The sequence below is a fragment of the Paucihalobacter sp. genome (assembly GCF_036825875.1).
Taxonomy (GTDB): Bacteria; Bacteroidota; Bacteroidia; order Flavobacteriales; family Flavobacteriaceae; genus Paucihalobacter.
Genome location: NZ_DAISXK010000011.1, coordinates 40,183 through 61,583 on the forward strand (window position 1 = coordinate 40,183; position 21,401 = coordinate 61,583).

The 21,401-nt window shown below is 36.3% G+C and carries 19 protein-coding genes and 1 pseudogene; 1 reads left to right on the forward strand and 19 read right to left on the reverse strand.

Translation table 11 applies throughout. The annotated features are described in order from the left end of the window. Positions 1–33: 33 nt before the first annotated feature. Positions 34–1,767: a sodium:solute symporter family protein gene (locus V7Z48_RS05110; RefSeq protein WP_334112322.1), complete on the forward strand. Its 1,734-nt coding sequence runs from the start codon at positions 34–36 to the stop codon at positions 1,765–1,767. Here the strand turns inward: V7Z48_RS05110 and V7Z48_RS05115 are convergent, their stop codons facing one another. From V7Z48_RS05115 to V7Z48_RS05205, 19 genes and pseudogenes are all read right to left on the reverse strand, one after another. Next, positions 1,768–2,550: a tRNA pseudouridine synthase A gene (locus V7Z48_RS05115; protein ID WP_334112323.1), complete on the reverse strand. Its 783-nt coding sequence runs from the start codon at positions 2,548–2,550 to the stop codon at positions 1,768–1,770. It lies immediately after the preceding gene. Between the two features lie 33 nt (positions 2,551–2,583). Next, positions 2,584–3,183 (reverse strand): bifunctional phosphoribosyl-AMP cyclohydrolase/phosphoribosyl-ATP diphosphatase HisIE, encoded by a 600-nt coding sequence (hisIE, locus tag V7Z48_RS05120; protein WP_334112324.1) that lies wholly within the window; start codon positions 3,181–3,183, stop codon positions 2,584–2,586. Positions 3,184–3,351: 168 nt separating this feature from the next. After that, complete coding sequence (gene hisF / locus V7Z48_RS05125) at positions 3,352–4,107, reverse strand: imidazole glycerol phosphate synthase subunit HisF (protein WP_334112325.1); 756 nt, start codon at positions 4,105–4,107, stop codon at positions 3,352–3,354. Positions 4,108–4,360: 253 nt separating this feature from the next. Beyond that, positions 4,361–5,095 (reverse strand): 1-(5-phosphoribosyl)-5-[(5-phosphoribosylamino)methylideneamino]imidazole-4-carboxamide isomerase, encoded by a 735-nt coding sequence (gene hisA / locus V7Z48_RS05130; RefSeq protein ID WP_334112326.1) that lies wholly within the window; start codon positions 5,093–5,095, stop codon positions 4,361–4,363. Between the two features lie 80 nt (positions 5,096–5,175). Further along, the gene (gene hisH, locus V7Z48_RS05135; protein WP_334112327.1) at positions 5,176–5,757 is read right to left on the reverse strand and encodes an imidazole glycerol phosphate synthase subunit HisH; all 582 of its coding nucleotides are present in this window, start codon (positions 5,755–5,757) and stop codon (positions 5,176–5,178) included. A 121-nt stretch (positions 5,758–5,878) separates the two neighbouring features. Further along, on the reverse strand, positions 5,879–7,009 hold the full coding sequence (gene hisB / locus V7Z48_RS05140) for a bifunctional histidinol-phosphatase/imidazoleglycerol-phosphate dehydratase HisB (protein ID WP_334112328.1): 1,131 nt from the start codon (positions 7,007–7,009) through the stop codon (positions 5,879–5,881). Between the two features lie 100 nt (positions 7,010–7,109). Beyond that, the gene (hisC, locus tag V7Z48_RS05145; protein WP_334112329.1) at positions 7,110–8,153 is read right to left on the reverse strand and encodes a histidinol-phosphate transaminase; all 1,044 of its coding nucleotides are present in this window, start codon (positions 8,151–8,153) and stop codon (positions 7,110–7,112) included. Positions 8,154–8,187: 34 nt separating this feature from the next. After that, on the reverse strand, positions 8,188–9,474 hold the full coding sequence (gene hisD / locus V7Z48_RS05150; protein WP_334112330.1) for a histidinol dehydrogenase: 1,287 nt from the start codon (positions 9,472–9,474) through the stop codon (positions 8,188–8,190). Between the two features lie 9 nt (positions 9,475–9,483). Beyond that, positions 9,484–10,341 (reverse strand): ATP phosphoribosyltransferase, encoded by an 858-nt coding sequence (gene hisG, locus V7Z48_RS05155; protein ID WP_334112331.1) that lies wholly within the window; start codon positions 10,339–10,341, stop codon positions 9,484–9,486. A 282-nt stretch (positions 10,342–10,623) separates the two neighbouring features. After that, the gene (locus V7Z48_RS05160; protein ID WP_334112332.1) at positions 10,624–11,439 is read right to left on the reverse strand and encodes a prohibitin family protein; all 816 of its coding nucleotides are present in this window, start codon (positions 11,437–11,439) and stop codon (positions 10,624–10,626) included. A gap of 9 nt (positions 11,440–11,448) precedes the next feature. Further along, positions 11,449–13,482: a vWA domain-containing protein gene (locus V7Z48_RS05165; RefSeq protein ID WP_334112333.1), complete on the reverse strand. Its 2,034-nt coding sequence runs from the start codon at positions 13,480–13,482 to the stop codon at positions 11,449–11,451. A 30-nt stretch (positions 13,483–13,512) separates the two neighbouring features. Next, a complete protein-coding gene (gene fabG, locus V7Z48_RS05170; RefSeq protein WP_334112334.1) occupies positions 13,513–14,259 on the reverse strand; it encodes a 3-oxoacyl-[acyl-carrier-protein] reductase in 747 nt (248 codons plus the stop codon). Positions 14,260–14,428: 169 nt separating this feature from the next. Then, positions 14,429–15,301: a succinate--CoA ligase subunit alpha gene (gene sucD / locus V7Z48_RS05175; protein WP_334112335.1), complete on the reverse strand. Its 873-nt coding sequence runs from the start codon at positions 15,299–15,301 to the stop codon at positions 14,429–14,431. Positions 15,302–15,400: 99 nt separating this feature from the next. After that, on the reverse strand, positions 15,401–16,342 hold the full coding sequence (locus V7Z48_RS05180) for a UDP-3-O-(3-hydroxymyristoyl)glucosamine N-acyltransferase (protein ID WP_334112336.1): 942 nt from the start codon (positions 16,340–16,342) through the stop codon (positions 15,401–15,403). Then, on the reverse strand, positions 16,342–16,914 hold the full coding sequence (gene efp / locus V7Z48_RS05185) for an elongation factor P (protein ID WP_334112337.1): 573 nt from the start codon (positions 16,912–16,914) through the stop codon (positions 16,342–16,344). The genes V7Z48_RS05180 and efp overlap by 1 nt, the downstream gene beginning before the upstream one ends. Before the next feature lie 38 nt (positions 16,915–16,952). Next, positions 16,953–17,738 carry an acyl-ACP--UDP-N-acetylglucosamine O-acyltransferase gene (lpxA, locus tag V7Z48_RS05190; RefSeq protein ID WP_334112338.1) on the reverse strand — a complete coding sequence of 262 codons (786 nt, stop codon included), beginning with the start codon at positions 17,736–17,738 and terminating at the stop codon, positions 16,953–16,955. A 6-nt stretch (positions 17,739–17,744) separates the two neighbouring features. Next, a pseudogene (locus V7Z48_RS05195) lies at positions 17,745–19,104 on the reverse strand (bifunctional UDP-3-O-[3-hydroxymyristoyl] N-acetylglucosamine deacetylase/3-hydroxyacyl-ACP dehydratase). After that, complete coding sequence (gene lpxD, locus V7Z48_RS05200; protein ID WP_334112339.1) at positions 19,091–20,119, reverse strand: UDP-3-O-(3-hydroxymyristoyl)glucosamine N-acyltransferase; 1,029 nt, start codon at positions 20,117–20,119, stop codon at positions 19,091–19,093. The pseudogene V7Z48_RS05195 and the gene lpxD overlap by 14 nt, the downstream one beginning before the upstream one ends. Before the next feature lie 52 nt (positions 20,120–20,171). Continuing rightward, on the reverse strand, positions 20,172–21,401 hold the full coding sequence (locus tag V7Z48_RS05205) for an HD domain-containing protein (protein ID WP_334112347.1): 1,230 nt from the start codon (positions 21,399–21,401) through the stop codon (positions 20,172–20,174).

A 21,401-nucleotide genomic window follows, 5' to 3' on the forward strand; every position in this document is an offset into this window, starting at 1 on the left:
AGTTTAGTTTTGTAATCATCAACCCACAACTTTATGGCGCTTCAAAATTTAGATTGGTTTATCATAATTTTCTTTTTAGTACTATTTGCACTTATTGGCATTTACGCTTCTAAAAAAGCAGGTAAAAGCAGTAAGGAGTTTTTTCTTTCTGGTCAGAATATGCCGTGGTGGCTTTTAGGCGTAAGTATGGTAGCGACCACGTTTGCCGCCGATACGCCTGGCTTAGTCACAGAATTGGTGAGAAATGATGGTGTTTCGGGTAATTGGGTTTGGTGGGCCTTACTTCTAACCGGAATGCTTACCGTTTTTTTTTACGCCAAACTATGGAGAAAAAGTGGCATCACCACCGATTTAGAATTTTATGAATTGCGCTACAGCGGAAAGTCTGCGGCCTTTTTAAGAGGCTTTAGAGCTATTTATTTGGGAGTTATTTTCAATGTGATTACCATGGCTGGTGTATGTTTGGCCGGTGCCAAAATTGCAAATATCCTTTTAGGATTATCACAAGCTGAAACCCTTATTTACGCATCAGTGATTGTGGTTTTTTATGCCTCTTTAGGTGGGCTTAAAGGTGTTTTACTTACCGATTTTATACAATTTGCCTTGGCAATGGTAGGCAGTATTTGGGCCACAATTTATATCGTGAATATGCCTGAAATTGGCGGTATTCAGAATCTTATTTCACATTCAAGTGTTAGCGATAAACTTAATTTTTTGCCAGATTTTAATGACACAGAAGCTTTAATAACCTTGCTTATTATTCCCTTGGCGGTACAATGGTGGAGCACATGGTACCCCGGCGCAGAACCTGGTGGCGGTGGCTATATTGCACAACGAATGCTAGCTGCTAAAGATGAAAATCACGCCACGTGGGCAACCCTCTTTTTTAATTTTGCACATTACGCTATTAGACCTTGGCCATGGATTCTAGTGGGATTGGCATCTTTAATTATTTATCCCGATTTGGGAAGTTTGAACAATACTTTTCCGAATCTTACTGCAGAAATGCAAGGCGATGATGTGGCTTATGCAGCCATGATGACTTATTTACCTGTGGGATTGATTGGGATTGTACTGACTTCTTTGATGGCCGCTTTTATGAGTACCATTTCTACGCAGCTCAATTGGGGAAGCTCCTATATTGTGAACGATTTTTATGCGCGTTTTATTAAACAAGATGCAACAGAAAAACAAAAGGTTCTAATTGGACGACTTTCTACCGTGGCCTTGATGGTGATGGCTGGATTGTTTTCGTTTTATTTACAATCGGCTAAAGATGTTTTTAATTTGTTGCTTCAAATTGGCGCTGGCACTGGTTTGTTATTCATTTTAAGATGGTTTTGGTCGCGCATCAATCCTTATAGTGAAATTGCGGCCATGGTAATCTCCTTCGTTATTGCTATTTTCTTTTTTATAAATGGGAAACTGGAAACGCCTATCGTTTCAAATATCGCTTCTCACTGGCAATTGGTGATTGGTGTTTTCGTAACCACCTTTGGTTGGATTGCCACTACGTTACTTACACAGACCACCGATGCCAATACCTTAGAAAAATTCAATAACGTTGTATTTGGAAACGAGTCTAAGTTTAAAGGATTCGGTAAAAAGATTGCTGCCTTTGTTGCCGGAACTATTGGTGTTTATGCAACTTTGTTTGGGATTGGTAGTTTTATTTACGGCAACACGACTAAAGGAATGCTTTTGGTGGTCTTGGCGTTGGTTTGTTGTGTGATAATTTATATTGCAATGAAAAAGCCAAGAAGATAACTATTCAAAATCGACACTGTGCAGAATTAATCCTGAAGCGGGTGCGATGTAATCCATAACATCAGTAGATTCGGGTTTTAAAGAGTTTTCAATATGCTGAAGATCTATGTCGCCTCTTCCCAATTTTATTAGTTCTCCAAACATTAATCGTATTTGGTTCCGCATAAAACCTTTACCTTTTACTTTAAACACATACGATTTGGAAGGAAAAAAATTAGCCACATAAATATCATTATCGATAATCTCACTGTCTAAAATTGTTCGGATATATTGGCCATTATCTGTGGCCCTAAAACAATAACCTTTAAAATTGTGCTCTCCTTTAAAAAGTAATGCGCCTTGCTTCATTAAGTCCACATTTAAGGGCTCTAAAATAGTGGTTAAAATTGGTGCACAAAACGGATGGTTTTTCTGGCCTTCAGAAAACACATAATGATACTCCTTTACTTTCGGGTTTTGAATCACGTTGAAATTTTCATCAACTTCATTTATTCCAAGCGCACGAATATCTTGTGGTAAGTTAAAATTGAACAAATTTAGAAAGACCTCTAAATCTTCAATTTCGTGATAGGTGAAAAGCTCTAAAGCAGTTTCGTTCGCAGATACCATCGCATCGGTACGGCCAGCGCCAAGTGTTTTAAAAGTCTTTCCTTCAAAAATAAATTTCAAGGTACGATCAATCATAAATTGAACCGTTTTTAATTTCGGTTGTTTTTGCCAACCGTGAAAACGATATCCTAAATATTGAATTTTTATGAGATAGAAAAAGCGTTTTTGAAGCATTTATTTAAGCGTATTCTTTTGAAGATGGTATAATTAAAGTTGTCTCGATTTTAAAACATCTACAATGTCATTCAATTTGAAACCCTTGGCCTGCAATAAAATTAAATAATGAAACAACAGATCTGCACTTTCGTTTAAAAACAGTTCATCATTATTGTCTTTTGCTTCAATAACCACTTCAACGGCTTCCTCTCCTACTTTTTGAGCGATTTTATTGATGCCTTTTTTAAATAAGGATGCCACATAGGAACTTTCACCATTGGCTGAATTCTTGCGTTCTTCAATAATATTTTCTAAAGACGACAAAAACCCGAAAGTAGCCCTATTTGCTTCAGCCCAACAAGTGTCGGTGCCTTTGTGGCAGGTTGGTCCTTCGGGATTTACAGAAATGAGCAAAGTGTCGTTATCACAGTCTAGTTTATAATCCACTAAATGCAAGACATTGCCACTTTCTTCACCTTTGGTCCACAATCTGTTTTTGGTTCTGCTGAAGAATGTAACCTTTTTAGTTGCAATCGTTATATCGAATGCTTCTTGATTCATGTAACCTAGCATCAAAACGTTTTTTGTGATTTCGTCTTGGATAATGGCTGGTACTAAACCGTCTTTATTTTTATTAAAATCTATATTCATATTTCACTAATTCCTGCGAAAGCAGGAATCTCATAATTTAAAATTCAAATTTTTCTTCTGTTCGTTAACAAATTTTAGATGCGTTATGTTAAGAGCTTTTAATTGCTTCTCGATACAATTCTTATTCTATCAAAATCAAATGATGCTTCACTTCGTTCTGAATGACAATTATATCCTCACATTAACCCCTTGTTTTTTCAATTCTTCTTTCAATTCCAAAATTGGTATCTCACCAAAATGAAATACACTCGCTGCCAAGGCAGCATCTGCTTTACCATTAATAAAGGTATCAGCAAAATGCTGCATGGTTCCTGCGCCACCCGATGCAATAATAGGAATATTCACTAAACCTGACAAAGTTGCTAGTGCTTCATTGGCAAATCCGTTTTTGGTGCCGTCGTGGTTCATAGAGGTGAACAAAATTTCCCCAGCACCGCGCTGTTCTACTTCTTTTGCCCAATCAAACAATTTAATGTCCGTCTGAATGGTGCCGCCGGCTAAATGCACAAACCATTCGCCATCAACTTGTTTGGCATCTATGGCAACCACCACACACTGACTTCCAAATTTACTGGATAATTCGTTTATGAGTTCTGGTCTTTTGACTGCCGACGAATTAATAGAAACCTTATCCGCACCACAATGCAGTAAATCGTCAACATCCTCTACCGATGAAATTCCGCCACCAACCGTAAATGGAATATTCACCTGTTCAGCAACCCTCAACACCATATTGTGCATGGTTTTTCGACCTTCTAAAGTAGCCGAAATGTCTAAAAACACCAATTCGTCGGCACCAAGATCAGCGTATTGTTTTGCCAAGACCACAGGGTCGCCTGCGTCACGTAAATCGACAAAATTGACACCCTTGACGGTGCGTCCATTTTTGATGTCGAGACACGGTATGATTCTTTTTGTTAGCATTTACTTATATTAGATTTACGAAGTACGAAGTACGATGTACGATGTATTAATTATTGATTTTGATTCTTTGAATTTTACTTATTTTGATTTTTTCTTGTTGTATTAATTGATGCAAAAATGCCAACAATCAATTGCAAATTGTTTTGTTCTTCTCAACATTTCATTTTTCATCTCAACTAAAATTTAATTACATATATCGTATATCTAATATTGTATATCGTATATCGTATATCTTATATCTTAAATCGTATATTTAAAAATATCTAGCTAAATCTTTTAAGCTAATTCTATTTTCATAAATTGCTTTTCCGATGATAGCGCCTTCGCAACCAATCTCTTGTAATTTGTCTAAATCATCAACAGAGGTAATCCCACCCGAAGCAATCAATTTTATAGATTGAGCGCTGCTGCTATTTGAGCAAATTTGAATGATATTATTGTACAAATCTATTGACGGACCTTCTAGCATTCCATCTTTTGAAATGTCAGTACAAATTACATACTTGATGTTTTTCTTCTGATAGTCCTTTATAAACTGAATGACTTCCAAATTAGATTGTTCTTTCCAACCGCTCACAGCAATTTTTTGGTCTTTACAATCGGCTCCCAAAATGATTTTTTGACTGCCGTATTTGTCGATCCAACTTTCAAACACCTCCAGACTTTTAACTGCGATGCTACCACCAGTAATTTGCTGTGCTCCAGAATTAAAGGCAATATGCAAGTCTTCGTTAGATTTGAGTCCGCCACCAAAATCAATTTTTAAATTGGTTTTTGAGGTGATGCTTTCTAAAACTCTAAAATTAACGATGTGCTGCGCTTTGGCACCGTCTAAATCTACCAGATGCAAGTACTCGATTCCTGCATCTTCAAAAGCCTTAGCGACCTCCAGCGGATTTTCGTTGTATATTTTTTTGGTATCATAGTCGCCTTTGGTAAGTCGCACACATTTACCGTCTATGATGTCGATGGCTGGGATGATTCTCATATCTATTTCCTGCGAACGCAGGAATCTTATTTTTAATTATTAATGATTTTAAAAATTCTAAACACAATTTTAGAATCAAACTACAATTCAATAAAGTTCTTCAACAAACGCTCGCCCACTTTACCGCTTTTCTCTGGATGGAATTGTACTCCAAAAAAATTGTCATTTTCCAAAGCTGAGGCATATTCTAATTCGTAATTGGTGGTGGCGATGGCTTCTGAACAATTTTCAGCATAATAACTGTGTACAAGATACATGTAATCATCTTCTTTAATGCCTTTAAATATTTCAGATTTTAAATTGTGAATGGTATTCCATCCCATCTGCGGAACCTTTACAACATTTGAAAATCGTTTCACATTCACATTCAAAATGCCCAAACCTTTTGTGTCACCTTCTTCGGAATGATTGCACATAAGTTGCATACCCAAACAAATCCCTAAAACGGGTTGTTTTAGCTGTGGAATTAAAGTATCTAATCCGCTTTGTTTTAATTTTGCCATGGCCGAACTAGCTTCGCCAACACCAGGAAATATTACCTTATCAGCACTTAAAATGTCGTCTGGATTATTTGATAACACCACATTATAACCCAAACGTTGAAAAGCAAATTGAATGCTTTTAATGTTACCGGCGCCGTAATTAAGAATTATAATTTTCAAAATATGTTTCTTTTATTGGATGCTATTTTGGACAATGAAAAATAATATTTCAAAATTCCAAAATTCAAATTCCAGAGACCAACTTAAGGTCTTTTGGAATTTGGGATTTTTTATTTGTTATTTATAAAACCCCTTTCGTACTAGGTAATATCATTTTCTCAACGTCACGTTTTACAGCTACTTTAATGGCTTTAGCGAAAGCTTTAAAAATAGCTTCTATTTTATGATGTTCGTTGGTGCCTTCTGCTTTGATGTTAAGATTGCATTTGGCACCATCGGTAAAGGATTTAAAAAAATGATAAAACATCTCTGTTGGCATTTGGCCAATCATTTCACGTTTAAATTCTGCTTCCCAAACCAACCAGTTTCTGCCTCCAAAATCGATGGCGATTTGCGCCAAACAATCGTCCATTGGCAAACAAAAACCGTAGCGTTCAATGCCTAATTTATTGCCTAATGTTTTTGCAAATACTTCACCTAAGGCAATGGCAGTATCTTCAATAGTGTGGTGCTCATCTACCTCTAAATCACCATCAACTTTGATAATTAAATCCATTTGGCCATGTCGTGCAATTTGGTCTAACATGTGGTCGAAAAAAGCGATTCCTGTATCGATATTACTTTTTCCGGTGCCATCTAAATTTAAATCAATTTTTATCTTGGTTTCATTGGTGTTGCGCTCAATACTTCCAAGTCGCTGACTAACTTTTAAAAAATTGTAGATATCTTCCCATGAAGAGGTTTGCAAGGCTATGACTTCTTTAAACTTAGTAATAGAATCCTCATTTGGCTTTTCTTGACCTTCAACATTGATTAAAATGCCTTTTGCGCCAAGGTTTTTGGCTAGCTCTATATCAGTGAGTCGGTCTCCAATTACGAAAGAATTTTCTAAATCATAACCATCTTTTAAATAATGAGTCAACAAGCCAATTCTAGGTTTTCTGGTTGGTGCATTTTCATGCTCAAAAGTTCGGTCGATAATTTGCTCCTCAAATTCAACGCCTTCGTTTTTGAAAGATTGAATTAAAAAATTATGAACTGGCCAAAATGTATCTTCTGGAAAAGCATCAGTACCCAATCCATCTTGATTGGTAACCATAACTATTTTGAAATTTAATTCTTTGGCTATTTTTCCTAAATACTGAAAAACACCTGGGAAAAATTCAAGTTTATTAAAACTATCCAACTGAAAATCAATTGGTGGTTCTATGGCCAATGTGCCGTCTCTATCTATAAATAATACTTGTTTCATATCATTTTTCCCACGAAAGTGGGAATCTCTTATTTAAACTCCTGCGAAAGCAGGAATCTCATTATTTAAACTTTCAAATTTTAATCTTATATGACGATAATTATAAACCCTTTAATACCTCAATCAATTCATCATTTTCTTCCCCAGTACCAACCGTAATTCGCAAACAATTTTCGCATAATGGTTGCGTGGTTCTGTTTCTAACTACAATACCCTGCTTAATCAATTGGTCGTATCTTAAATTGGCATCATCAACTTTTACCAAAATAAAATTGGCGTCAGACTCATAAATGGTGCTTACAAAGTTAATATTTTGTAATTCGGATTTAAGTTTTTTGCGTTCGGTTAAAATTTGAGATACTTCATTTTTCACCACTTTCAAATCATTTACCCTTTTTAAAGCCTCACTTTGTGTAAGTTGATTAATATTATATGGTGGTTTAATTTTGTTAAGAATTGTTATTATTTCTTCGGAAGCATAACAAATACCCAGTCTAATTCCCGCCAAACCATAAGCCTTAGACAGCGTTTGAGAGATAATTAAATTTGGAAATTCGTTCAACCTACTCAACCAACTGTCATCTTTTGAAAAATCGATATAGGCTTCGTCAATGACGACGATTCCGTTAAACTCATTGAGGAGATTTTCAATCAAATTGGCATTAATACTGTTGGCTGTTGGGTTATTCGGTGAGCATAAAAACAATAATTTTGTTTGACTATTGACTGTTTTCAAAATAGCGTCTACTTGAGGCTGAAAGTTGGTATCTAATTCAATCTCCATATTTTTCACGGCGTTTAAACCAGCCAAAACCGAATACATGCCATATGTTGGCGGCAAGGTGATGATGTTATCTTGATTGGGCTCGCAAAAAGCTCTGAAAATTAAGTCTAAGACTTCATCACTTCCGTTGCCTAACAAAATTTGATTTACAGGAATATTTTTGATTTCTGATAACCGTTGCTTTAACTCACGTTGTTGCGGATCTGGATACCGATTGAGTCCGTTGTTAAAAGGATTTTCATTGGCATCAACAAATACCATATCGTCTGGAATTCCTTGAAATTCATCTCTTGCTGATGAATAGGGTTTGATGGACATGATGACTGGTCTAACTAAGCTATTTAAATTGAATGTTTTCATTTGAAAGATTTCTCGACTGCGCTCGAAATGACATTTAATTCGTTAAATCATTTAATCGTAAAGTAACCGCATTTTTATGGGCTTGCAAACCTTCTGCTCCGGCCATCAATTCAATAGCTAGACCGATGTTTTTAATACCTTCCTCGCTTATCTTTTGGAAGGTGATACTTTTATTGAAACTATCCAGATTCACACCAGAATAGGCTCTGCTAAACCCATTGGTTGGCAAAGTATGATTAGTGCCAGATGCATAATCGCCAGCACTTTCTGGCGTGTAATTACCGATAAACACAGAACCGGCATTGATGGTGCCGTTTACATAAAAATCTTCGTTCTCACAACAGATAATAAAATGTTCTGGTGCGTATGCGTTGATAAGCTGTAAGGCTGTTGCATCATCTTCAACATAAATTAAACGCGAATTGTCGATGGCTTTTTCTGCGATGGCTTTTCTTGGCAAGACTGAAATTTGTTTGTTGATTTCAACTTCTACAGCCTCAATTAAAGTTTTAGAAGTGGAAACTAAAATCACCTGACTATCAACACCGTGCTCGGCTTGACTCAACAAATCGGATGCAACATAAACCGCATTGGCAGAATCATCAGCAACCACTAACAATTCACTTGGTCCGGCAGGCATATCGATGGCGACGCCAAATTTGGTGGCCAATTGCTTAGCAACCGTTACAAACTGATTTCCAGGTCCAAATATTTTATATACCTGAGGAATGGTTTCAGTTCCAAATGTTAATCCTGCAATGGCTTGAATACCGCCAACTTTAATAACATTAGTTACACCACAAATCTGTGCTGTATACAATATTTCATCGGCTAATTGACCTTGCTTATTTGGTGGTGAACACAACACAATATCTTCGCATCCGGCAATTTGAGCAGGAATTGCCAACATTAATACAGAGGAAAATAAAGGTGCTGTTCCGCCGGGAATATACAAACCCACTTTTTGAATAGGTCTTTTTTCTTGCCAGCATTGAACACCTTTTACCGTTTCAACTTCTACTCTATCTGTTTTTTGAGCTTGGTGAAAAGCTTCAATGTTATTTTTAGCTACTTGAATGGCTCGCTTTAAATTTTCAGGTACTCGGGAAGCTGCTGACTCAATTTCCGATTTACTTACTGCCAGATTTTTTAACTCAACTCCATCAAACATTGAAGTATATTTACTGATGGCTTTATCGCCTTGACGCTGTACATCCTTAAAAATTTGATTGACTGTCTTTTCAATATTTTCTACTGTTTGCGTTGGTCGTTGTAATAACTGATTCCAGCTTTCTCTCTCTGGATTTATAATTTTCTTCATAGCTTACTTTTAAAATACCATATTTTCAATTGGACAAACTAAAATACTTTCGGCTCCGTTTGCTTTCAATTCATCAATGATTTCCCAAAACTCATTTTTATTTATTACGGAATGTAATGAGCTCCAGCCAGTCTCGGCTAATGGCAAAACAGTTGGGCTTTTCATGCCAGGTAAAATATTGATGATTTTTTCAAGTTTGTCGTTAGGGGCATTTAGTAAAATATAACGCGATTGTCTGGCTTTTAAAACCGATTGTAATCTAAATTGAAGTTTATCTAAAATGGCTTGTTGTTCATCCCCAATTTTAGGAGAAGCTGCTAAAACAGCTTGAGATTTCAATAGGACCTCAACCTCTTTTAAGTTGTTTTTGAACAATGTACTGCCACTAGAAACGATATCTACAATAGCATCTGCAAGTCCGATGTTTGGTGCGATTTCTACTGAACCATTTATAATGTGGAGCTGAGCCGATATATTGTTTTCTTTTAAAAAATGATTAACTGTGTTGGGATACGATGTAGCAATTCGCTTGTTGTTCAAGTCTTGTATACCATTATACCTTACTGACTTTGGAATTGCCACAGACACACGGCAAGTTGAAAAACCTAGTTCCTCAACTGTTTTTATACTATTGCCTTTTTCAACCAAAACATTTTCCCCGATAATGGCAGCATCTACAACCCCATCTAATAGATACTGCGGTATATCCCCATTTCGAAGATAAAAAACCTCTAAAGGAAAGTTACGTGTCGAAGCTTTGAGTTGGTCTTTTCCGTTGTCTATTGAAATGCCTATATCTTTTAGGATTTGCATAGAATCGTCATGTAATCTACCCGATTTTTGGACTGCAATTTTTAATTTACTCATTTTTAATAGCCGTTGATACGGTTGATTTTAAAATTAAACTTCAAATTTTGTTTGAGTTAGGATTTCAAGGTTCTTCTTCCGCACAAATGAAAAAACCCCGAAAGATTGACTCAAACGGGGTTTCTTTATAATATATCTCAATACATCACTACCTCGCCTGAATGCCAGTATGAAAATGGTGATGATGTAATTGAGTATTTTTCATGTTTTCAAAATTGTGAACAAAGATTCAGAAAAACTAAAGCTAAATCCAAATTTTAGATCGTTAAATTTATACTAAGACTATTGATTTCCTAAAATTATCGGCATTCCGTCTTTACCAGAACCAATTACAACTACCTTCGCGTTAGGAGATTTAGCCAATTCTAAAGTTGCTTGAATTCCCTTTTCTTGTAATATTTTATCGGTAAGTGAGGCACTTAAAATCTGGTTAGCACGTGCTTTACCTTCGGCGTCAATTCTTTGTCTTTCGGCTTCTTGTTCTGCTTTTTGTAATCTAAACTCATATTCTAAAGCTTCTTGCTCTTGGCTTAATTTACGTTCAATTGCTTCTTTAATTGTTGGTGGCAAAGTAACATCTCTTACAAGCACTTCATTAAGTTGAATAAATTGACCTTCTAATAGTTTATTAGTTTCAGTATAAATTTCTGTTTGTATTGCGTCACGTTTACTTGAGTATAATTGTTCTGGTGTATATCTACCAACAACACTTCTTGAAGCAGAGCGAATGGCAGGTATTAAAACACGCTGTACGTAGGCTTCGCCTTTGTCTTGATGTAATTTTCCTAAATTTTCAAATTGTGGTTGAAACCAAATGGAAGTATCAATTTTAATGTCCAAACCATTTGAAGATAACGCTCTAATAGGCTCAGATAATTCTTGCTGTCTTACTTCATAAATAAAAACTTTATTCCAAGGCGCAACGATATGAAATCCTTCGCCCATTGGTGCTTCCTCAGTAACCACACCATCACTAAAAGTTTTAAATAAAACACCTGCCTGACCCGAACCGATGTTAACAGCCGATTTTGCAAGGACAATAATTAGGACAATGATTGCAATAATGCCCGGTAATGCTATTTTAGGTAATCTTTCCATAATTGTTATTTAAATTAATCCGTTATATTTTCTGATAAACCACTCTAAACCTAATGCCAACGCTAGCAAAGCCAACAAAAATTTAAAGTCCAGCAAAGGTACAATATTTTTACTGCTTTTCTGCACTGTTTTATAACGAGAATCGCTAAGTAAATCAAAAATCAAGGCATCAACAGTGTCAATAAAATAAGATTTACCACCACTTTGCTGCGCTATCGATTGTAGTTTTGAAAAATTAGGATTTAAGAGTTGTGCTTCCACATTGTAATCCAATATCTTGATACTACCAGATTTTGAAATATTCTCATTAGATTCAGTAATGGTAAAGTCGAAATCGCCCGAAGGCAAACTGTTTAAATCTACTTCATATTTATTGCCATTCAGCAATAACGGATAGTTTATTTCTTCGCCGGTTTCTTGATTTTTAAGCGAAATATTTAATTGTGCATTACTTTCAAACTCATAATTTTTATTAAAGAATTGTACCGTGATGATGATATTGTCACTTCCATTATAGAATGTCTGAAAATCAATATTTAGCCTTGTTCGTTGCTTATTTGAACTGAGATATTGAACGAGTTTACCCACGAAATTGTCAAATTCAACAAACGATTGTTGATCTAAATAACTTTGCGCACGCCACTTCCAAATATCTTCGCCTAATAACACTGCTGCCCGCTTAGTGTTGATTTCTAAAGTTGCGAGTAAAGCTTCCTCTGTTTCAAAACCATTAATTACCTTGTAAAGTAAAACATCGTGTGGGACATTAAATACACATTCGCCAAACTCCGACTGCAGCGGTGGAAATGCATTAAAATCTAAATCGTCAACTATAAAATTTCCATAACCAGGGTTGAGTGTCGTTTGATAATTTTCATATTGATTAGTAATAGTTTGTGTGAAATAGTTTTGTAAACTATTCAAGGCGCGCCAATCGGTTTGCTTTCCACCAATAATAAACATGTTTTGATCTAGCCGACTTAAAATTTCGAATAACGGCTTAAAACTATTGTTAGGCTGATATAGAATAAACAATTGAAATTCATCTATTTTAGTAATCGCATCTTGATTATTTAAAATTGTGGCTGAACGCTGTTCATTCGTTTCAATACTTTTTTTGAGCATTCCTAAATCTGGGTGCACTATTTCGGAAACGATGGCCACATTAGATTTTTCGTCAACCACTTCAACAGCAAAATTTTTGACATTGTTAGTTATATTTTTCTCTTCTACCATTGGCACCACTTCAACCTTGTAAGTCTTGAGTCCGACCGTTTCGGCAAGCATGGTGGTATTGATTACTTTCGAACTATTTTCTGGGCTAAATTGCACATTTTCAGAAAATATAGTTGCATTACCTGAAGTGATTTTTATTTGGGAATTAACAGTTTCTTTTCCTTCGTACACGGCAATGACTTCAACCGGAAATCTATTTTTTAAAAAAGCGTAACGGTTGACGTTTAACTGCTGAATTTTTAAATCGTTGTATTGAATGGTATCACCCAATACAATCGGATAAATAGGTTGCTTTTTAATGGCTGAAATATACTGATAATCTGTTCCGTAGGTCTGATTCCCATCAGTTAAAAAAACGAAAGCAGCGTTGCTCTCGCGATAGATATCATGAAGATTTCCTATAGCTTTCGAAATATTTGATTGTCCGCTCGAAAAATTCAGACTATCTAGTTTAATTAATTCGGCATCGAACTGAAATGTTTCAATATTGAATCGTTTATTTAATTCGGTATTACTTTTTAAAGTATTAAGCGTTTGTTGCGCTTTATCAGTTTGGTTTAAAAACGCTATCGATTCTGAATTATCGACAGCAATTACCAAATTCGGCTTCTCGTAATAATAGTTAAGATTTTCGAATTTAGGATTGATGAGTAATAGCAATAAGGTAAATACTGTTACGAATCTCAAAACAGCCAATGTAGTGCTGAGATTTTTGTTTAGTTTTGACCCAAGTTTATATTGAAAAAGCGCTATCAATAGCGCTAATACAATTGATAGTATAATATAAACTACGGTGAGGTTTGTCATATAAAACTGAAGTATACTTTTTGTGAAAAATTAGGTCAACATGCCGCCATCAACATTAAGTGTTTGTCCTGTAACATAAGCACTCATGTCGCTAGCTAAAAACACACAAGCATTGGCAATATCTTCCGGGGTGCCACCTCGTTTTAATGGAATGGCATCTCTCCAACTTTTCACAGTGTTTTCGTCTAATTTAGCAGTCATTTCGGTTTCGATAAACCCCGGCGCAATCACGTTACTTCTTATGTTTCTTGAACCTAGTTCTAAAGCTACCGATTTTGAAAACCCAATAATTCCAGCTTTTGATGCAGCATAATTGGTTTGGCCAGCATTTCCTTTAACACCAACCACCGAACTCATATTGATGATGGAACCTTTGCGTTGCTTTAGCATCGCACGTTGCACGGCTTTGGTCATATTAAATACCGATTTTAAATTGACTTCAATTACTTTGTCGAAGTCTTCCTCGCCCATTCGCATGAGCAGGTTATCTTTTGTAATACCAGCGTTGTTAACTAAAATATCGATGCTGCCAAACTCAGCCAAAACATCCTCAGCGAGTTGTTGTGATTCGGTAAAATTGGAAGCATCACTTTTATAACCTTTAGCTTTAACACCTAAAGCAGTTAATTCCTTTTCTAACTCTAAAGCAGCTTCTGATGATGAACTATAAGTAAACGCAACATTGGCGCCATGTTGAGCAAAAACTTGTGCGATACCTTTACCAATTCCACGACTTGCTCCCGTGATGATGGCGTTTTTTCCTTCAAGTAATTTCATGAAAATAGATTGTTATTTATTATTTGATTTGTGATACGCTTGTATTTTACAAAGTAAAGGCTTGTAAAGCGTAAATATAATTAAACCTTCAAAGTTATTGAATTAAAAACCTCACAAAATTACCAGAATTGATGGTAAAAGTGTGAGGTTTTAGAACACTAGAATTAAATTACCCCATTACTTGGGCCACTTTTTTTCCTATTTCTGCTGGAGAATCCACTACATGAATTCCGCAATCACGCATAATTTTTTTCTTTGCCTGAGCTGTGTCATCGCTTCCACCAACAATAGCACCTGCATGCCCCATGGTACGACCTGCCGGCGCAGTTTCACCAGCAATAAAACCAACGATAGGTTTTTTACTACCACTTTCTTTATACCAACGTGCTGCATCGGCTTCTAACTGACCGCCGATTTCACCGATCATTACAACGCATTCGGTTTCCGGATCGTTGATTAACAATTCAACCGCTTCTTTGGTAGTAGTTCCGATAATTGGGTCACCACCAATACCAATAGCCGTGGTAATTCCTAGTCCTTGTTTTACAACTTGGTCAGCAGCTTCGTAGGTTAAAGTTCCGGATTTTGAAACAATTCCAACAGTTCCTTTTTTGAAAACAAAACCTGGCATGATACCAACCTTAGCTTCTTCAGGGGTGATCACTCCTGGACAATTCGGTCCGATTAAGCGGCAATTTTTATTTTTTATATAATTAGATGCTGTTATCATATCCGCAACGGGGATACCTTCGGTAATAGTAATAATAACTTTTATTCCGGCATCGGCAGCTTCCATAATGGCATCGGCCGCAAATGCTGGTGGCACAAAAATAATAGTAGTATCGGCACCAACTTCGTTTACAGCGTCTAAAACCGTATTGAAAACTGGTTTGTCTAAATGAGTTTGACCGCCTTTTCCAGGCGTTACGCCACCAACAACATTGGTTCCGTACTCTATCATTTGGCTGGCGTGAAAGGTACCTTCACTGCCTGTAAAGCCTTGTACAATTATTTTTGAATCTTTATTTACTAAAACGCTCATCGATTATAATTTTTATAAGTTTAAAAACTGTTGCAAAAGTAAGCCTTACAAGCTAAAATTTAAAATGTAAGTCGTACTTTTATTAAGAAATTATGAATGTTACTCGGTCTTATTTTTTAAGTGTTCTAAAATTTTCGGAATTTGTTTGATGGATGCCAATTGTTTAAGCTTGGCTCTTGATTCTTCCGCTGGATTTCCGTAGTAGGTTTTTCCTCCTTCAACAGATTTGCTAACACCAGATTGCCCCAAAATAACTGCCTTTGCACCTATGGTTATACCACTCGTAAAACCAGCTTGTCCCCAAATTGTAACTTCATCTTCAACTATTACACAACCTGCAATTCCAGTTTGTGATGCAATCAAGCATTTTTTACCAATAATGGTATCATGGCCTACTTGAATTTGATTGTCTAATTTACTACCTTCTTTAATGGTTGTACTCGCCGTTACACCGCGGTCTATAGTACAACAAGCGCCAATATCAACATGATTTTCGATCACCACATTTCCACCTGACTTAAGCTGATCATAGCCTTCTGGACGCTTTTTGTAGTAGAATGCGTTTGCGCCTAAAACAGTTCCTGCATGAATGGTAACATAATCGCCGATAATGGTGTCGTCGTAAATACTTACATTGGAATGAATAAGGCAGTGTTTACCAATTTGAACATTATTACCAATAAAACAATTAGGTTGAATTACAGTATGCTCGCCTATTTTAGCTGATGCTGAAATGGCCGAAGTTGCAGCAACGAAAGGCTTAAAATACTGGGTGAGTTTATTGAAATCTCTGAAAGGATCATCGCTAATTAATAATGCTTTCCCTTTTGGACATTCAACTTTTTTATTTATTAAAACTATAGTCGCCGCTGATTGCAAGGCTTTATCGTAATACTTTGGATGGTCCACAAATACGATATCGCCTGGTTGAACCACATGAATTTCGTTCATCCCTAAAACAGGAAAATCTTCAGGACCAACGAATGGACATTCGATAATTTGGGCAATTTGTTTTAGAGCATATGGCTGTGGAAACTTCATTACTCTTTAACGCGCTCTTTATAAGTTCCTTTTTCTGTTTCTACCTTAATCTTATCCCCTTCGTTAATAAAAAGCGGGACATTAACAATGGCGCCCGTTTCTACAGTTGCTGGTTTTGTGGCATTGGTTGCCGTATTCCCTTTAACTCCAGGTTCGGTGTGGGTTACTTCTAAAACTACACTTGAGGGCATATCAACCGATAACGGTGCACCACCATCTTCAGCGTTTATTAAAACCGTAACTACTTCTCCTTCTTTAAGTAAATCAGGTGAATCTAAAGTAGATTTTTGAAGGGTAATCTGGTTGTAATCATCAGTATTCATAAAATGAAAAGTCTCACCTTCAGCATACAAAAACTGATAACTATGCGTTTCTACTCTTACTTCTTCAATTTTATGTCCAGCAGAAAAGGTATTATCAATTACCTTTCCGGTGGTGACACTCTTTAATTTTGTACGAACAAATGCCGGACCTTTCCCAGGTTTTACGTGTAAAAATTCTATTACTTTAAAAATATCATGATTGTATCGTATACACAATCCGTTTCTTATATCTGAAGTACTTGTTGCCATTAGGTTTTTATTAAAATTTATAAAATGATTTATGTTTATTAATTTGATTTGAAATAGCCTTTCATAATCCCGCGGTGAGAGTTTTTAATGAATTGTAAAATTTCATCGCGTTCTGGTGTGGCTTCCATTTCGGCTTCAATGATTTCGGCCGCCTGGGTATTGTTGTAATTCTTTTGATAAAGTATTCTGTATATATTTTGAATTTCTTTGATTTTATCAGCCGAAAAACCACGTCTTCGCAATCCAACCGAATTAATTCCAACATAAGAAAGCGGCTCCCGTGCTGCCTTTACAAACGGTGGCACATCTTTTCTAACCAGTGAACCACCTGTTACAAAAGCATGATTACCGATAGCACAAAACTGATGTACGGCAGTCATACCAGCCAAAACAACGTAATCGCCAATCGTTATATGACCAGCGAGCGTACTGTTATTTGAAAATATACAATTGTTGCCAACTATGCAATCGTGCGCAATGTGACAATAAGCCATAATTAAACAATTATCCCCTACAACGGTTTTCATTTTATCGGTAGTGCCACGATTAATAGTAACACACTCGCGTATGGTTACATTGTTACCGATTTCAACCGTGGTATCTTCGTCGTTATATTTTAGGTCTTGTGGCACAGCAGAAATCACTGCTCCAGGAAAAATACTGCAATTTTTGCCAATACGCGCGCCTTCCATAATAGTCACGTTACTGCCTATCCACGTACCTTCGCCTATAACAACATTGTTGTGAATGGTGGTAAACGGTTCTATTACAACATTTTTGGCTATTTTAGCGCCTGGATGTACATATGCTAAGGGTTGATTCATCTTAATTTATTTTACTTTTGAAATTTGAGCCATTAATTCGGCTTCTGCACATAATTTACCATTTGCATAGGCATAACCTTGCATATGGCAAATACCGCGACGTATTGGTGTAATCAATTCACATTTAAATAGTAACGTGTCTCCGGGAACTACTTTTTGTTTGAACTTGACGTTATCTATTTTCATGAAAAAGGTTAGGTAATTTTCAGGATCAGGCACGGTGCTTAATACTAAAATACCACCTGTTTGGGCCATAGCTTCAACTATAATTACGCCAGGCATTACCGGTGCTCCAGGGAAATGCCCTTGGAAAAAACTTTCGTTCATGGTGACGTTTTTCATGCCAATAACATGATGATCGGAAAGCTCGAAAATTTTATCGATAAATAAAAACGGCTGCCGGTGCGGCAATATATTCATAATTTGACATACATCCATTAGTGGTTCTTGGTTGATGTCAATATTTGGTACGTTGTTACGACGTTCATTTTTAATAATTTTAGACATCTTTTTTGCGAATTGTGTATTGATGTAATGTCCAGGTTTGTTCGCAATTACCTTACCTTGAATAGGTGTACCTATCGTTAGGGTGATGCAAGGTTAGGTTATCTAAAATTCCGTTGGGTTTGACAGAAATAGATTCCTTATTAAAGGCCACTTTTAATTTTTCCATCGTTTCGGGAGATAGCTTTTTATCAACATACACAATGGCGTTGTTTAAATCACCACCTTTTATTAGTCCGTTTTCCAAAAGCATTTCAAGTTCATGTAAAAAACTAAAGGTTCTGCTATCGGAAATTTCATCTTTAAAGTCGGAGACTTGATTTAAGGTGGCGTTTTGAGTTCCTAATACCTTGGTGCCAAAATCAACCATAGTAGTGACCTTATATTCTGTGGATGGCATGACTAGTATTTCACTGCCAGATTCTTCGTCGGTGTACGAAATAATATCTGTAACTACATACACTTCCCTAACCGCATCTTGTTCAACTATTTGAGCCTTTTCAATGGCTTCCACAAAAAATTTAGAAGAACCATCCATAATTGGTGGCTCGGAAGCATTTAATTCTATAATTGCATTGTCAACACCCATTCCAACTAATGCCGCCAAAACATGCTCACAAGTTTGAATTGTAACGCCATTTTTCTCCAAACAAGTGCCTCGTTGGGTATTAGTTACGTAATTGGCATCAGCTTCAATTACAGGGTTTCCTTCTAAATCAACACGTTTAAACGCGAATCCGCTATGTATTGGTGCCGGTTTAAACGTAAGTTTAACCAAGTTGCCAGTATGAAGTCCGACACCTTCTAAAGAGACTTCATTTTTGATGGTCTTTTGCCTTTGTTCCGTTTTAACTATCGCCATTTTGTTTACTTTGAAGATGGTTGATATCTTTCATTATTTTAGGTAGATTCTTAAAATGTACATAGGATTTGTTGTAATCGCCATATCCAAATGCTGGTGAACCTTGCAATACTTCATCGTCTTTTACGTTTCGCCCAATGCCAGATTGCGCTTGAATTTTAACGTTATTACCGATGGTGATATGTCCAGCAAAACCAACTTGACCACCAATTTGGCAATTTTCACCAATTTTGGTAGAGCCTGCAACTCCTGTTTGTGCTGCTATTACGGTGTTTTTGCCAATTTCAACGTTATGTGCTATTTGAATTTGATTGTCTAGTTTCACACCCTTTCTTATAATGGTGCTTCCCAATGTTGCACGATCGATAGTGGTGCATGCGCCAATATCTACATTGTCTTCAATAATTACGTTACCAGTTTGTGGCACTTTTTGATATTCGCCATTTTGATCGGGTGCGAAACCAAAACCATCGGCACCAATTATCGCACCTGAATTAATGATACAATTAGCGCCAATAACGCAATCGGAATATATATTAGCACCTGCAAAAATAATCGTATTGTGTCCAATAGTAACGTTGTCACCTATATATGAATTCGGAAATATTTTTACATTATCACCAATATTAACCTTGTCGCCTATATATGAAAAAGCGCCGAGGTAAATATCTTTTCCATACAGCGCCGTTTCGGCAATAAAACTCGGTTGTTCAATTCCGAATTTATTCAGCTTAATTTGATTGTAATATGAAAGTAATTGCGAAAATGCCTTGTAAGCATCATTTACTTTTATTAAAGTTGTGGTTATCGGGTGTTCTGGTACAAAAGCTTTATCTACAATGGTCACAGAAGCCTTGGTGGTATATATATAGGACTTGTATTTAGGATTCGCCAAAAACGTGAGACTACCAGGAATCCCTTCTTCTATTTTGGCGAGTTTAGAAACTTCAACATCCGGATTTCCTTCTATTTCGCCTTCTAAAATACCTGCTATTTGTTGTGCTGTGAATTTCACATGTTAATTTTTTAGCGGTTGGTTGATTACTGGCAAAAATAGAAAAAATGTATCATAAACTATTCTTTGGGTAACATATAAAATATTTAACTACAGGTTTTGTAAGTGCCTTCAGGTTTAAATGATCGGAAGCTTTCACAATGTTTTGAATTTTTCCAATTTTGTAGAGCACGTTGATTTGTTCCTTTTGTAAGGTATAAGCTTGGTTTGAAATCACCCCGTCAAAAATGAAATATTTAGCTTCTTCAACTGAAAAATTGTTGGTTTTTGCAAATTCCTGTTGTTTTAGTTTCAATTGGTTTTGATTGATTGGTTTTGATTTGATTTTAACTTTTAACAACTCTCTATTAATTATCATTTGCGATAGTTGCTTTAAAACTTGGTCATCGTGATATTGCCATTGCTTTACGGCCGATATGATATCGTAATCATCTAAATTGGCAAAATGCTGGAGTATATCGAAACTAAAATCATTTAAACTCACATCGTTTTCTATAAAATATTGAAGTGGTTTGCTGGCAGAAATTTCTGCGCCGTTTAAATACAGCCATTTGGCACGTTTTAAAATGCCCATCAATAATTGTTCGGCCACCAAACTGGTTTTGTGTAAATACACTTGCCAATACATGAGACGTCTGGCTAACAGAAATTTTTCAACGCTGTAAATACCCTTTTCTTCAATCACTAAATCGTCTTCTACCACATTCAGCATACTAATTAAGCGTTCGCTATTGATATTGCCTTCAGCCACTCCAGTGTAAAAACTGTCGCGTTTGAGATAATCGGCACGATCCATATCGAGTTGACTTGCGATTAGCTGACACATAAATTTCCGAGAATAATCGCCCTTAAAAATTTGTATTGCCAGTGTTAAACTTCCGTTAAACTCGGTATTGAGTTGCTCCATAAATTTGAGCGAAATTTGCTCATGACTTAGGTCTTTAGCAATGCTGTGTTCCAAGGTATGGGAAAACGGCCCATGACCAATATCATGCAAAAGTATGGCCACTAGTAAGGCAGTAGATTCCTCTTCAGAAATATCAACCTCTTTAGAGCGAAGTGTATAGATAGCTTTTTGCATGAGATGCATGCTGCCCAAAGCGTGATGAAAACGGGTATGATGGGCACCAGGATATACCATATATGACAATCCCATTTGGGTAATTCGGCGCAAGCGTTGAAAGTAAGGATGCTCAATTAAATTAAAAATCAATCCGTTGGGAATCGTAATAAAACCGTAAATTGGGTCGTTAAATATTTTAAGTTTGTTGATAGGCATCAG